This is a genomic window from Sphingomonas sp. IW22, from assembly GCF_041321155.1.
GTDB lineage: Bacteria > Pseudomonadota > Alphaproteobacteria > Sphingomonadales > Sphingomonadaceae > Sphingomonas.
Genome location: NZ_JBGGWB010000003.1, coordinates 236,170 through 250,743, shown reverse-complemented (window position 1 = coordinate 250,743; position 14,574 = coordinate 236,170). Strand labels below are relative to the sequence as shown.

Genomic DNA, 14,574 nt, shown 5'->3' with positions numbered 1-14,574 from the left:
CGACGTTTACCCCAACGCCATTGAGGCCGAAGCTCGCACGGTGCTCATCGCCGGTCAGCATGAGGTCGATGAGCCCGGGGCAGTCAGTGAGCGGGATGGGCGTGAGCATGCTGGTATTTAGCGGGCGACCACCTGTTCGAGTGGTTGTCGGCGGTTGCCCAGTTTGTGCATTGAGCCGCGCCTCAACGAGGCGCAGAGCAGTCCTGCTTCACCCGTCCAACGGTGAGGAAGCGGATAGGCTGACGGTCTCCAAGCGCGGCCCCCTCCACAAGGGCAGCGGCATCACCAGCCTATCCGCAACCGTCCTATCAGATGACGGCGCTATGCGTCACTTACGCGGCTTGCCTGCATCGCTGCGCTTCTCACGCCAGCGACCATCATCGTTCTTCGCGCGCGTCAGCCCTGCATTGGGTCCGGTCTTGACCTTCGGGCCACCCTTCGTGCGGTCGTTGCCGTTGCTATCGAACAGTCCCATCGACGATACCTCCTCGGTGCGCGGAAGGTATGCTCGACGTGCAGCACCGCCAAGCACCCCCGTTCCTTAATCAACTGCTTTGCGAACCATTTCCGCAAACCTCAGTCGAGATGATTTGCGAACACGGTTTTCCGCCACACACGCTCACTGATCATCACCGGGGTTTGCGGAATGAGTCGGAGAGGGGTGTGCGGACTCAAAAGGGTCTCTCTGGGGGAGTGATAACCAATCGTGCAGATTACCTGCGACCATCCGCATCTGGTGCAGCCTGACTGGTATTTCCATGTGCTCTGGGTCTCGAATCTTTACGCTGTCCCAATCAGTGAAGAAGCCAATCACGCCCCCGTCGATGATTTCCTTGACCTGCCCGTAATCACCCTCGCTGAACTCGCCCACGTCCTCCAGCAAACGAAAACGCCCCCACACATACGGCTGAGGAGCGGGAAGCGCGTCCTCCATCTCTCTGGCGGTTGGAATAGCAGCCCATTCGTCGAACCGATCGGTGATCAGGCGGCTCACGGTGTTATAGTTGATCGGCTTGTTGTGCGTGGTCTTGAGCCCGTGGAGGTTGAGCGCCTTCACGATTGCTGGAACCGAAGGAAACGGCTCGGCAGTGGTTCCCTTGCCTCGACTTGGCATCTGCGACCTGATCTCAACGACAAACCATTTAACGGCTTGCCATAGCAGGTCATTATGAGCCTTCGCATCAGCTAACCGTTTGAGATTCGCTGCTTTCATGGGTGACGGGCGGGTCATTGCCCTACCAAACGAACTTTCTCCGGCACTGTCAACGATCCCAAACGCGGTAATCGCAAGGAAGCCTTCCGACTTCGCTTATTCTCCAAACATCGGAAGCGAGTTGCTCACCCGAACGATGGAGAACGTCATGAACACCAACAAAGCTGAGAAGCTCTGGGCTACTGCAATGCATCCCTCAACAAACGACAACGAGGCCTCAAATGCCTTTATCATGTTGCGGCGGGCCTTGTCTTCAAGTGGTGGCATCGAGACTTACATGAACACCAAGTTTTCTGCCAAGGGTGGGCGCCCTGATAGCGAGTGGGCGGATATGTATTTCCGGCTAACTAAGCGCTTCGAAAGCTCACAGCGTGAGCATGCTGCTCAAATCAACGAGATCGAGGGACAGCATAAGGCCGCGATGGCGCGTGCGCAGCGTCGAGTTGCCGATGTGGAAAGCGCGCTTGAAGCCAAGGAAGTCGAGCTTGCAGAGGCTCAGGCCCGGGGCGGCGACGATCTCGGTGTCATCGACCAACGCAATGCTGAGATTCGCGGCCTGATTGAGCGCCTCAAGGAAGCCAAGAAGGCGCTTACCGATGCCGAAGAGGGTCGTGAGCAATATGTGGCCGAACGGGTCGCCGCAGTTGAGCAGGAAATCAAGAAGCGCGTGCTCGCTTCGCTGGGAGAGGAGGCGGCAAAACCTCAGCCGGAGCCCGATCCTCAGCCGACACGTCGGCGTCGTGCCCAGACATCAGCAAAGACGGCAGCAAGCGCACCGAAGCGAGCGCGCGCACGGGCCAACAAGGGCAAGGCTCGTGGAGCCAACAACGAGAACCTCGTCCTCGATCTGCTGACAAATGAGTGGAAGAGCACCAGCACCCTATTCAATGAAGCTAAGCGCTACGGATTTAGCGGTGTTGAGAACGCGATCCGGTTCGCGGCTCAGCGGTTGGTCGAGGCCGGAAACGCGGTGCAAGGCCGAGATACTCAGGGCCGAATCGCTTTCCGTCGTGCATGAAGTATCTCTCTCCGGCGCGTCGAAAGACGCGTCGGGGATGATGATAAATATTGCGGGCCAGATACCGTGTTTGGTATCTTGCAGATATATAAAGTGCTCAGGGGTTAGATTGTCGCGTGTTCGCCTCCACGCAATAGAAGCTGAACGGTTTGCTGCCGCATCAGTGTATTGGGTGGGCACCCCGACCGCGCTCGTGGCGCTGCGGTTGCCGGTTCTGAGACCGTGCTGAAAAGAAGTCACGAGAAAGATGGGGAGCCATGTCTTTAGCTGACAACTCCCCGCATTGAGTAGGCGCTGAGTCAACAGCGTGCGCCTCTCAATGGCTTATCATTCACGATATAACCGTCGAAGGTATCCCTGAAGTCATGTTCACTCTGCCGGGATCAATACCTTGATAGGCGCTGGCGCATGCAGGGTCCGGGCGACCACCTGCTGGGCGTAAAACCCCGAAGCCGCGACGCATAGTCTGACACTACAGGTTGATGACCACCTATTCCTCGCATCTGGGCAGCATCGCTTTACCGAGCGTGAGCATCCGTGGATGCTCTTCAGTCAGTCTGCTCAGGTGCGGGGGAGATAGAGTTGTCTTCCACAGCGAGGTTGATGACGTAGAATGTGTATATCTGCTGACCCTTATTGCTGCGCTCATTGATCCGCGAAGTGCAACGAAGCGGTCAATGGGATGCAGCAGGCGAGCGCGTCAGCGCTCGGCTCTCAGTCACCAAGTCGGATCATCGGCAGCGCCATCAGGCGAACCGCCATGCTGATGGCAAAGGTTGCATCACGGCGCAGGTGCTCCTCACTGGGCAAACGCGCATCGATGGCTCGTCGCGACAGGTTCGTTGGGTCATCGATCAGGCGATGGTGCGACAGCGGATTGCGCAGGTTCATCAGCCGCTCCAAGTCCGTGGCGTCCTGCTCGCTGATGAAGTTGCGTGTGCGGCAGCGGGCGAGCGTGTCGCGGAAGGCGATGCGAGCCGGAATCGGTTCGGCGTCGAGCCCCGTGACCAGCATGGCCGCCAGCATCTGCTCAGCGAGCGCCTGCGACAGCAGCACCGTGGCGACGAAGTTGCCATGCACGAAGGTGCTGCGCGCCTCGACCCACGCAGCGTAGGCGACCTCACCACCGGGGATCATCGACTGCCTCGACCCGATCGCACTCACCGTGTCGTCAAGCTGACGAAAGCGGCTGACCTTGCCGCGCAGGTCATCGTGCATCTCAGCCAGCAGCAGGCGCACGAAGTCGAGATCGTGCAGATCGGTGAGCAGGTCAGGCTGATCTGCCATGCCGCCTCAACGTCCCGTTTAACAGAAACCGGTATCGCATAAGTCGCTGTCCTCCCCTCAGCGGGCATGCTACCTTAGCCCAGTCAAGGGGGAAACGGTGAACCATCAAGCACTTGCGTCATTCATCTGGTCCGTGGCGGACCTGCTGAGAGGCGACTACAAGCAATCTGAATATGGCCGGGTGATCCTGCCGTTCACTGTGCTGCGCCGCCTCGACTGCGTGCTTGAACCCACCAAGGCAGCGGTGCTCACTGAGCTTCAGGCCAAGACCGCGATGGGCCTAAACCCCGAACCCTTCGCGCTGCGCGCCGCCAAGCAGGGCTTCTACAACACCGATCCGCTCGACCTCGCAAAGCTGATGGGTGATCAGGACAACATCCGCGCCAACCTCGTCCGCTACGTTGAGGGCTTCTCGCCTGCGGTGCGCGACATCTTCGAGCAGTTCGAGTTCCATGCCCAGATCGACCGGCTCGCCAAGGCAGGGCTGCTCTATCAAGTCACTGAGCGCTTCGCTCGCATCGACCTCCACCCGGACAGGGTGGACAACGCCGCGATGGGCCTCGCCTTCGAGGAACTGATCCGCAAGTTCGCCGAAATCTCGAACGAGACAGCGGGTGAGCATTTCACCCCGCGTGAGGTCATCCGCCTCATGGTCAACCTGCTGTTCGTCGAGGACGACGACGCGCTGACCAAGCCGGGGATCGTGCGCACCATCTACGATCCCACTGCGGGGACGGGCGGCATGCTGTCGGTCGCGGGTGAGTATCTCACCGAGCACAACCCGCAAGGACACCTGACCATGTTTGGTCAGGAACTGAACCCAGAGAGCTACGCCATCTGCAAGGCCGACATGCTCATCAAGGGGCAGCCGATCGAGAATATCGTGCAGGGCAATACCCTGTCCGACGACGGCCACCACGGCCGCACCTTCGACTATATGCTGTCTAACCCTCCCTTTGGCGTCGAGTGGAAGAAGGTCGAGAAGCAGGTCCGCACTGAGCACGAGCAGAAGGGCTTCGATGGTCGCTTCGGCCCCGGCTTGCCGCGCGTATCTGACGGGTCGCTGCTGTTCCTCATGCACCTGCTATCGAAGATGCGCCCGCTCAATGAGGGGGGCTGTCGCTTCGGGATTGTCTTGAACGGCTCGCCCCTGTTCACGGGCGGTGCGGGCAGTGGTGAAAGCGAAATCCGCCGCTACGTGCTGGAGAACGACCTCGTTGAGGCGATCATCGCGCTGCCAACCGACATGTTCTACAATACGGGCATCTCGACCTATGTCTGGATCATCAGCAACCGGAAGCCGGAGGCTCGCCGGGGCAAGGTCCAGTTGATCGACGCCTCGTCCATGTGGCGCAAGATGCGCAAATCCTTGGGCTCCAAGCGTAAGGAGATGTCGGACGCGCAGATCGAGACCGTCACCAAGCTATTCGGCGGGTTCACTGAGGCGCAGCTTGCCACCAGCTTCGACGCGGACGGGCGGGAGGTTGCTCGCGACGTGGTGATTGACGGCGAGCCGTTTCCCTCAGCACCGGAGGGCGGCAAGGTGAAGCTCGCGCCGCTGTCGCGCATTTTCCCGAACAGCGCCTTCGGCTACCGCACCATCACCGTCGCGCGACCGCTGCGTGATGAGGCAGGCAAGACCGTGTTCGGTCAGCGCGGCAAAGCGAAGGGCAAGCCGCAGGCTGACAGCGCGCTACGCGATACTGAGAACGTGCCGCTCAGTGAGGATGTCGAGACCTATTTCGCACGGGAGGTGCTGCCGCACGCGGACGATGCGTGGATCGACACCGACAAGACCAAGGTCGGCTACGAAATCCCGTTCACCCGGCACTTTTATGTATTCGAGCTGCCGCGCCCGCTGGCTGAGATCGACGCTGAGCTTGAGGCAGTCACTGACCGAATCAAGGGCATGCTGGAGGGGCTGGCGGCGTGAGCTTTCCGGCATATTCGCGTTATCAGGACAGTGGTGTCGAGTGGTTGGGTGAGGTGCCCAGTCATTGGCAGGTGCGTAGGCTTGGAGGCTTGTTTACTGAACGCCGAGAAAAAGTGAGCGACACCGAGTTTCCTGCGCTCTCGGTGACAAAACAGGGGATCGTTCCTCAGCTTGAAACTGCGGCGAAGACTGACGACAACGACAATCGCAAGGGCGTGCGCGCGGGCGATTTCGTCATCAACAGCCGCTCCGATCGCAAGGGCTCGTCTGGGCTTTCGCAACTCGATGGATCGGTGTCGCTGATCAATACAGTCATCACGCCTGACGCCCTTCTCGATCCAGCCTTCGTCCACTTTCTATTGCGCAGCGCCCCGTTTCAGGAGGAGTTCTACCGGTATGGAAAAGGGATTGTCGCCGACCTGTGGAGCACCAACTACTCCGAGATGAAGAACATCCTTCTGGCCTTTCCTGAGAGGCCGGAACAAGCCGTCATCGCCGCCTTCCTCGACCGCGAAACCGCCAAAACTGACGCGCTCATTGAGGAGCAGCGGCGCTTGATCGCGCTGCTGAAGGAGAAGCGGCAAGCCGTCATCTCTCATGCCGTCAGCAAGGGTCTCAATCCGCACGCGCCGATGAAGGACAGCGGCATCGAATGGCTCGGCGAGGTGCCCGCGCATTGGGAGGTGAAGCGACTTCGCTTCATCTGTCACATCGGGACGGGTGACGCTGATACTGCTGATGCCGTTGAGGACGGCGCATATCCCTTCTTCGTTCGCTCGCCTGTGATTGAGCGCATTGGTGATTTTAGCCACGACTGTGAGGCAGTGCTTACCGCAGGAGACGGCGCTGGCGTCGGCAAGGTATATCACCACTTCGAGGGCAAGTTCCGCGCTCATCAGCGCGTCTACATATTCACCCAGTTTCGTGGTGTGCTTGGGCGCTTTTTCTACGCCTATATGAGTGAGATGTTCGCCAAGGCAGTGCTGGAAGGCACCGCGAAATCGACAGTGGAATCGCTCCGTCGTCCCATGATTGCTGACTTCTGGATGACGGTTCCGCCTGATGCCGAACAAGTCGAGATCATCAGCCATATCGAAGCGGCATCAGCAAAGTTCGACGCTCTATCCCACGAGGCTGACTCCGCGATCCGACTTCTCAATGAACGTCGTGCTGCCCTCATCTCCGCAGCGGTCACTGGCAAGATTGACGTGGGCGGCTCGGCCAAGGTGCTGCCGTTCCCGATCGAGCGCGCCCGAGCGCGCGCGCTGGTCGGCACTGAGATCATTGAGCGGTCAGCGGGTCAGGCGACCTTCGGTCGCGTCAAGTTCCAAAAGTTGGCCTTCCTCGCTGAAGGGCACGTCGGCATCAGCGAGCTTGCGGGCAGCTATACGCGAGCAGCCGCTGGCCCGCTCGACGGTGCGCTGATTGACGACATGGAGAGGGGTGCCCACAGCATTGCGGGCATCACTGCCGATCAGGCGGGCGGCACCGGCACCACGGTCAGCTACCGGCTTGGTCAGCAGCGCGGGGCGCATCGCCAAGAGCTTGCCGACTGGCTCGGCCCCGATCGCGCCGCCAAGCTCGACAAGCTGATCGATGATTTCGCTGGTCTCACAACCAAGCAGGCTGAGGCCGTGGCGACGCTCTACGGCGTCTGGAACGACCTGCTCAGTGAGGGTGCCACGCCATCCGACGACGATATCATCACCGGCTTCCTCGACGATTGGCACCCGGAGAAGCGCGAGAAGTTCCGCGCCGGTGAGCTTGCCAAGTGGCTGGGCTGGATGCGTCGCCACGGCATCGTGCCGACCGGCTCCGGCCCCAAGACCACGACCGGGAGGCTGTTCGTATGAGCCTTGCGGTCGGTCGCTCCTTGGAGCTTTACTATATCGATGGTCGGCCCGATGGCATGGTCACTGCCGAGTTGTTCAACTGGACCGGCCACGTCCTGCTGTTCCCGCGCACCCAGTTGAGCGAGGCGCTCGTGCGCACTGAGGCGAGCTATGCGGGCGTCTACCTGCTGCTCGGCGACCAGAACGGCGAGCCGTTTGCCTACATCGGTGAGGGCGAGGATATCGGCGCGCGCATCCGTCAGCATGATGTGCGCAAGGAGTGGTGGACCAGTGCGGTGCTGGTCACCGCCGCAGCCAACAAGCTCAACAAGGCGCATGTTCGCTACCTCGAAGCGCGCCTGATCAGTCACGCCAAGGCGATAGGGCACACCCCGCTCGACAACCTGACTGCGCCGGTGCTGCCGGTCCTCAGCGAAGCCGACATCGCGAAGATGGAGGCGTTCCTTGAGAACCTGCTGATCGTGTTGCCCGCCGTGCGCGTTGATATGTTCATCCAGCGCACCCGGTCGGTGCGGCCCATGACAACCACCACGCCTGTGCGGTTCATGGCGGACCCGCAGGAGGTTGGCACTGTCGGAACGCGCTTCGTGCTGGAATCGCGCAAGCACGGCTTGCGTGCCTCGGCTGTTCTTACAAACGGCGAGTTCGTCGTTGAGGCCGGATCAATGAGCAGGCTCGAATGGACCGGCCTCGAACACCACACCTACGCCTCTCTCTACGCAGAGCTTCGCCGATCGGGCGTCCTCACCGAGCGTGGCGCGCACTGCGTGTTCACGCAGGACTATGCCTTCCGCAGCCCCAGCGCCGCAGCGGCGGTGGTGAACGGCAGGGCGTCAAACGGGCAGATTGACTGGCGCACCGCTGAAGGTGGGCTGACCTACAAGGACTGGGAAGCGCGGCAGGTCGCCACCCCGGTGGGAGCGATGGCATGAGCCTCAACATCGACAAGCAACTGGCAGCAATCCCCGCCGCGTCCGCTGAGAGCCGCATGCAAATGCGCACCAATGCGGAAGGCTGGCGCACCAGTGGAACTGACGCCCAGCGCGAGGCGGCACAGCGCATGATCGATGCCTTGGATCAGCAGGAGCAGAGAGAGCACGAGGCGTTGGTTGGCGAACTGAGCGGGCTCGACACAGCCGAGCGCGTCATCCGCGCATTCACCGTCAAGCCGATGACGGAAACCGAGGCGAAGCTGGTGCAAGTGCTGCTCGACAATCCCGGCTCGACCTCAACCGCACTGACTCAGGCGCTGGGGTGGAAGGCGCAGAGTTGGCATATGCATTTCGGCACAATGTGCGCTGATCGCGCGCTCTACCTGTGGCCTGCACCCAACGCCGATCACCGTAACGGCAAGTTCTATTCCGGTATCCTCGCTGACCTGAAAGAGCCTGAAAACCTGTTCACGATGAAGTCGGATGTTGCGGCTGCGTTCGAGCGTCTCGGGCTGAGGAAGCGCGGCTGATGCCGGTCTACGAAGTCAATGAAGGAAAGCTCACCGCCGCGAACCCGACGCGCTTCGACGTTGAGGGCTTGCGCGAGCGTCAGGACATTCAGCGCATGCTGCGCGACCAGATCACGGTGCTCGGCGAAGACCTGTTCGTATTGTCCGATGAGTATGGGGGGTGGATCGACAGCAATCGCCGCATCGACCTGCTTTGCCTCGATCCCGAGGCGAACCTCGTCGTGGTCGAACTCAAGCGTGACGACGCGGGGCACATGGAGCTTCAGGCGATCCGCTACGGGGCGATGATCGCGCGAATGACGTTCGCTGAGGCAGTCGAAGCGCACACGCAATACCTTCGTCGTTGCGGTCAGAGCGGGGACGAAGCCGAGGCGGCACTGCTCGCCTTCCTCAACTGGCAGGAGGCCGAGCAGGAAGAGTTTGGCGGCAGCGTTCGCATCATTCTCGCCTCAGCTGCCTTCAGCAAGGAACTGACCACCACCGTGTTGTGGCTGCGCGAGCAGGGCCTCGACATCAGTTGCATCCGGCTGAGCCCCTACAAGCTCGGCGATGGTCGCCTGCTGCTCGACGTGCAGCCAATCATCCCGCTACCCGAGGCGACCCAGTTCCAGACGCAGATCGGGCTCAAGCGGCAGGCCGAGCAGAAGGCGAAGGTGGAGCGCCACGAGATACGCTACGAGTTCTGGCAGAGCCTGCTCGCGCTCGCCGCTCAGCAGACGCCGCTACATGCCGGTCGGAGCCCTTCCAAGGACAACTGGATATCCGCCTCAGCGGGCGTTCCGGGCTTCAACTTCAGCTACACCATCCGGCAGAGCGACTCTCAGGTCCACCTGTGGATCGAGGACAATCAGAGCTTCTTCCTGCGCATGGAAGCCGAGCGCGCCGCCATAGAGAGCGAGTTTGGCGGCGACCTTATCTGGAAGCGGGATGATCGGCAGCGGGGCACGCTCATCGGTGCGCTGGTGGACGGAGGCTACCGCTCCGACCGCGAGGACTGGCCGAAGGTCCAGCAGGCGCTGGTGGACGCCATGGTGCGGCTTGAGCGGGTCATGCGTCCCCGCCTCAATCAGGTGCGGGCGGGGCAGCGCTGATGAGCATCCACAAGGAAGTCCGTTTCGAGGACGAAATCTGTGCGCACCTCGCTAAGCATGGCTGGCTCTACGAACCCGGCAGCGCCGCGCTCTACGACCGCAAGCGGGCGTTGTTTGCGCCCGATCTGGTTGCGTGGGTGCAGGAGACGCAGCCGAAGGTGTGGGAGTCACTGAGCCGCAGTCACGGCTCGGGCGCTGAGGGCGCGCTGCTCGACCGCGTGCGTAAACAGATCGACGTTCGCGGCACGCTGGATGTGATCCGTCACGGTGTCGAGATGGTCGGGGTGCGAGGCATGATCTCGCTGGCCCAGTTCAAGCCCGCGATGGGCATGAACCCTGATATCATCGCGGCCTATCAGGCGAACCGGCTCAGGGTGGTGCGCCAGCTTCGCTACTCCGTGGCGAACGAGAACTGCTTCGATCTGGCGCTGTTCCTCAACGGCGTTCCCGTCGCGACCGCTGAGTTGAAGACGGACTTTACCCAATCGATCACTGACGCCATCGACCAATATCGGTTCGACCGCCTGCCCCGTCCCAAGGGCGGCAACTCCGAACCGCTGCTGACCTTCCCCAGCGGTGCGCTCGTTCACTTCGCGGTGAGCAACAGCGAAGTCCACATGACCACCAAACTGGCAGGGCCGACCACGCGCTTCCTCCCGTTCAACAAGGGCGATGCAGGCGGCGCGGGCAACCCGCTCAATGAGCACGGGCACCGCACGGCGTATCTGTGGGAAGATATCTGGGAGCGGAAAAGCTGGTTGGAGATCATCGGCCGCTACCTCGTTGCTCAGCGTGATGCGAAGCGGGCGATCACCGGCATCATTTTCCCCCGCTATCACCAGCTTGATGCCACCCGGAAGCTGCGCGCGGCCGTGCGCAGCGAGGGGGCAGGCGGCAAATACCTGATCCAGCACTCAGCAGGTAGCGGCAAGACCAACTCGATCGCGTGGGCGGCGCATTTCCTCGCCGACCTCCACACCGATGCCGACGAGAAGCTCTTCTCCACCGTCATCGTCGTGTCGGATCGCAACGTCATCGACGCCCAGCTTCAGGACGCGCTGTTCGGGTTTGAGCGGACCACCGGAGTGGTGGCGACGATCCGCAGCGAGGGTGGGGCCAAGAGCGGCCAGCTTGCCGACGCGCTGGCGCAGGGCAAGAAGATCATCGTCTGCACCATCCAGACCTTTCCCTTCGCGCTTGAAGCCGTCCGCGATCTCGCCGCCACACAAGGCAAACGGTTCGCCGTCATCGCCGACGAGGCGCATAGCTCCCAGACCGGCGAGGCGGCGAAGAAGCTCAAGCAGCTGCTGTCCCCCGAGGAGATCGCTGAGCTTCAGGACGGCGGTGAGGCGAGCACCGAGGATATTCTGACCGCCCAGATGGCGGCGCGGGCTGGCGATAGCGGCGTCACCTATGTGGCGTTCACCGCCACGCCAAAGGGCAAGACGCTTGAACTGTTCGGGCGCAAGCCGGAGCCCGATCAGCCATCCGGCCCCAGCAATCTGCCGTCCGCCTTCCACGTCTACTCAATGAGACAGGCGATTGAGGAGGGCTTCATCCTCGACGTGCTCAAGAACTACACGCCCTACCGGCTCGCCTTCCGCCTCGCCAATGAGGGACAGGAATGGGACGATCAGCAGGTCGAGCGCAGCACCGCGCTCAAGGGCATCATGCGCTGGGTGCGCCTCCACCCCTACAACATCGCCCAGAAGGTGCAGATCGTCGTTGAGCACTTCCGCGAAAACGTCGAGCCGCTGCTCGATGGCAAAGCCAAGGCCATGGTCGTGCTGGGAAGTCGGGTAGAGGCCGTGCGCTGGAAGAAGGCAATCGACGGTTACATCAAGTCGCAGGGCTACGGCCTTGGCACGCTGGTCGCCTTCTCTGGTGAGGTGAACGATCCTGAGTCGAGCGACGAGCCGGTCACTGAGGGCAGCGCCTCGCTGAATCCGGGCCTCAAGGGCCGTGACATTCGTGATGCGTTCGCAGGCGCGGATTTCCACCTCCTGCTGGTCGCCAACAAGTTCCAGACCGGCTTCGATCAGCCGCTGCTGTGCGGCATGTATGTCGATCGACGGCTTGCGGGTATTCAAGCGGTGCAGACGCTATCGCGCCTCAACCGTGCTCACCCCGGCAAGGACACCACCTACGTCCTCGATTTCGTGAACTCGTCCGAGGAAATCCTAACCGCCTTCCGCACCTATTATGACACCGCCGAACTTGAGGGCGTGACTGACCCGAACCTCGTCCTCGATCTCAAGGGCAAGCTCGACGCCAGCGGCCACTACGATGATTTTGAGGTCGAGCGTGTCGCTGCGGTCGAGATGAACCCCCGCGCCAAGCAGGGTGATCTCATCGCTGCCATCGAGCCTGTCGCTGACCGCCTGCTCAAGCGCTACAAAGCTGCGCAGGAACGCCTGCGGAGCGCACGAGAGCGTAACGACGATGACGGCGCGTCGGACGCTCAGGATGAGATCAACGCGCTGGTTCTGTTCAAGAACGACATGGCGGCATACCAGCGCGCATACAGCTTCCTCTCGCAGATTTTCGACTACGGCAGCAGCGCGGTTGAGAAGCGCTTCCTGTTCTATAAGCGGCTGGTCCCGTTGCTGGAGTTCGGTCGCGAACGCGAGGGCGTGGACCTGTCCAAAGTCGTGCTGACGCACCACAGCCTCAAAGATGAGGGGCAGCGGCGCCTCGACGTGGCAGGTCGTGATGAGAGCAAGCTCAAGCCCATGACCGAGGTCGGTTCCGGGTCGGTGCAGGAGAAAGACAAGGCGCTGCTCGCCGAGATCATTGAGCGCGTGAACGATTTGTTCGGCGCTGACACGACCGATGGCGATCAACTGAGCTACGTCACTACCCTGCGCGACAAGATGCTCGAATCTGACGCGCTGGTTACGCAGGCGGCGAACAACACTGAAGCGCAGTTTGCCAACTCGCCCACGCTCAAGGACGAGTTGATGAACGCGATCATTGAGGCGTTCGAGGCTCACTCTTCACTAAGTAAGCAGGCCCTCGACTCGCAGAAGGTGCGCGATGGCCTGAAGGAGGTGCTGCTCGGCCCTGCCCAGCTTTACGAGGCGCTGCGTGCGCGGGCTGACCGGGAGCCGATTGGAGCGTCAGCTTGATGGCAATCTCCATCCCATCGACAGCTTCTTTGATCAGGCGGTCCAGATCGTGCCCCTCCTCTCGTTCAGGCAGTGGGGCCATCATGTGCATCGGCTCGCTGTGTGGTCCCCAGTAGCCCCAACCAGTATCGACACTGAGCCCACTTTCAGTGAACTCGGCGTTCAGGCCGACGCAGTTGATTGTGAGCCACAGCGGAGTCAGGTTTCGAGCCAGCCGCCATAGTGCGGCGCGTAGGGATCGCTCATCCTCGCCCGTTATCTGCCGTCCATCGGTAAGCGAGAGCCGCACAAAGTGACCGGCGAAGACGCGGGTGCGTCCCGTCTCAACGATACCTATGTCGAAGCGGACAAGGGATGGCTCGCCGTCCTTTAGAACCTCGCAATCTCCTGATTGCCGCACTTTATAATGCCGCCAGCCCATGCTCTTCCTCCCGATTAATACAGGGTATTTAGGCCAGCTTTTTGCCCCTCCATCGACTCTACCGCCCCTATTCCGCAAACATGGGTGGCCTTCATTGAGCATGGTTGGCGGGACACCGTGTTCGGAAATCATCTCGACTGAGGGTTGGGGAAACGGTTCCCAAAGCAGTTGAAAGCGAAATGGGGCTGAGCGGCTGACACTTACCAGTCGTAGGAGCCTCGGGGCGTATCGCTGTCGAATAGGTAGGAGTGTGCGAGCGGCAGCTTCAACGGGCTATGATCATGGCCATAGAGCGTATCGCGCTCATTGACCCATTGGCCCATCTTCTCGGTGAAGGTCTCGGCTGGGTAGATCGGCCAATATCGGCCCGCGTAGCGCACCGCGTCGATGATGTCGCCCGACCACAACGCAAGGCGGATCGGCACGCGATGGATGATCCTCCCATTGAAGGTGCTCGACACGGAACCTTCGTTCTTCTCGAAGGCATAAATCGGGACCGGTGCTCGGTTGATAGCCCGTCCTGATGACGGCGGGGTTCGCGACATGGCACCTCCTTCCGGCGCATTATGATGCAGCAGTCGCGCCGAGGATAAACGGGCGAGGTCGGCTCATAAATACCAGCATGCTCACGCCCATCCCGCTCACTGACTGCCCCGGGCTCATCGACCTCATGCTGACCGGCGATGAGCACCGTGCGAGCTTCGGCCTCAATGGCGTTGGGGTAAACGTCGAGCGGATCGGGGATGCCGCCTGTCTCGAAGCGGCCTGCGCGAACTTCGGTTTTCTGGCAGTCTATCCGGGCTGGTATGCCGGTGAGCACGGCGCACCAGCCCACGTCGTCATCGCCGGTGACCCCATCGCCTGCACTCGATGGCTCCCCATGGAGCGAAACGACAGGCTCGCCATCATCAACCGTTTGCCCCTCAGCACCATCGACAAGACCTTGTGCAGGGCAGCAGCGTAGGCATAGATGCGACCAACAAGGCGCTGCCTCCAACTGTCGGCCTAACCGTCGCCACATCCGCTCAATGCAGCGTTGGGCTGCGCGCCACCTCGGTCATACCCGCCTCGATAGGGCAACCAGATACAGCACGATTCCTGAGCCAGATATTCGTCTCAAGCGCGTGGAATTTGACTTCAGAGACGGCTGGAGCGAGCCGGTCTTAAA

12 protein-coding genes are annotated in these 14,574 nt (G+C 61.2%); 8 read left to right on the top strand and 4 right to left on the bottom strand.

What is annotated here, in order from left to right:
- Positions 1-328: 328 nt before the first annotated feature.
- Entirely contained in the window at positions 329-475 is a 147-nt protein-coding gene (locus ACAX61_RS14680; RefSeq protein ID WP_183953131.1) for a hypothetical protein, read from the bottom strand.
- A gap of 144 nt (positions 476-619) precedes the next feature.
- Complete coding sequence (locus ACAX61_RS14675; RefSeq protein ID WP_370715594.1) at positions 620-1,231, bottom strand: hypothetical protein; 612 nt, start codon at positions 1,229-1,231, stop codon at positions 620-622.
- A gap of 130 nt (positions 1,232-1,361) precedes the next feature.
- On the opposite strand from ACAX61_RS14675, the gene ACAX61_RS14670 reads away from it, so the two are divergent.
- The gene (locus tag ACAX61_RS14670; RefSeq protein ID WP_370715593.1) at positions 1,362-2,231 is read left to right on the top strand and encodes a hypothetical protein; all 870 of its coding nucleotides are present in this window, start codon (positions 1,362-1,364) and stop codon (positions 2,229-2,231) included.
- A gap of 714 nt (positions 2,232-2,945) precedes the next feature.
- On the opposite strand, the gene ACAX61_RS14665 is transcribed toward ACAX61_RS14670, so the two are convergent.
- Positions 2,946-3,518 (bottom strand): hypothetical protein, encoded by a 573-nt coding sequence (locus tag ACAX61_RS14665; RefSeq protein WP_370715592.1) that lies wholly within the window; start codon positions 3,516-3,518, stop codon positions 2,946-2,948.
- Between the two features lie 97 nt (positions 3,519-3,615).
- On the opposite strand from ACAX61_RS14665, the gene ACAX61_RS14660 reads away from it, so the two are divergent.
- From ACAX61_RS14660 to ACAX61_RS14635, 6 genes are read left to right on the top strand one after another with little or no spacing between them, the layout of a single operon-like run.
- The gene (locus ACAX61_RS14660; protein ID WP_370715591.1) at positions 3,616-5,451 is read left to right on the top strand and encodes a type I restriction-modification system subunit M; all 1,836 of its coding nucleotides are present in this window, start codon (positions 3,616-3,618) and stop codon (positions 5,449-5,451) included.
- Positions 5,448-7,304 carry a restriction endonuclease subunit S gene (locus tag ACAX61_RS14655; protein ID WP_370715590.1) on the top strand — a complete coding sequence of 619 codons (1,857 nt, stop codon included), beginning with the start codon at positions 5,448-5,450 and terminating at the stop codon, positions 7,302-7,304. The genes ACAX61_RS14660 and ACAX61_RS14655 overlap by 4 nt, the downstream gene beginning before the upstream one ends.
- On the top strand, positions 7,301-8,236 hold the full coding sequence (locus tag ACAX61_RS14650) for a GIY-YIG nuclease family protein (RefSeq protein ID WP_370715589.1): 936 nt from the start codon (positions 7,301-7,303) through the stop codon (positions 8,234-8,236). Before ACAX61_RS14655 ends, ACAX61_RS14650 begins: the two co-directional genes overlap by 4 nt.
- A complete protein-coding gene (locus tag ACAX61_RS14645; protein WP_370715588.1) occupies positions 8,233-8,766 on the top strand; it encodes a hypothetical protein in 534 nt (177 codons plus the stop codon). Before ACAX61_RS14650 ends, ACAX61_RS14645 begins: the two co-directional genes overlap by 4 nt.
- The gene (locus ACAX61_RS14640; protein WP_370715587.1) at positions 8,766-9,857 is read left to right on the top strand and encodes a DUF4268 domain-containing protein; all 1,092 of its coding nucleotides are present in this window, start codon (positions 8,766-8,768) and stop codon (positions 9,855-9,857) included. Before ACAX61_RS14645 ends, ACAX61_RS14640 begins: the two co-directional genes overlap by 1 nt.
- Positions 9,857-12,985 carry a type I restriction endonuclease subunit R gene (locus ACAX61_RS14635; protein ID WP_370715586.1) on the top strand — a complete coding sequence of 1,043 codons (3,129 nt, stop codon included), beginning with the start codon at positions 9,857-9,859 and terminating at the stop codon, positions 12,983-12,985. The genes ACAX61_RS14640 and ACAX61_RS14635 overlap by 1 nt, the downstream gene beginning before the upstream one ends.
- Positions 12,986-13,606: 621 nt before the next feature.
- Here ACAX61_RS14635 and ACAX61_RS14630 read toward each other — a convergent pair.
- Positions 13,607-13,951, bottom strand: coding sequence for a hypothetical protein (locus ACAX61_RS14630; RefSeq protein ID WP_370715585.1), 345 nt, complete (start codon positions 13,949-13,951; stop codon positions 13,607-13,609).
- Between the two features lie 77 nt (positions 13,952-14,028).
- On the opposite strand from ACAX61_RS14630, the gene ACAX61_RS14625 reads away from it, so the two are divergent.
- Positions 14,029-14,370, top strand: coding sequence for a hypothetical protein (locus ACAX61_RS14625; protein WP_370715584.1), 342 nt, complete (start codon positions 14,029-14,031; stop codon positions 14,368-14,370).
- Positions 14,371-14,574 lie beyond the last annotated feature (204 nt).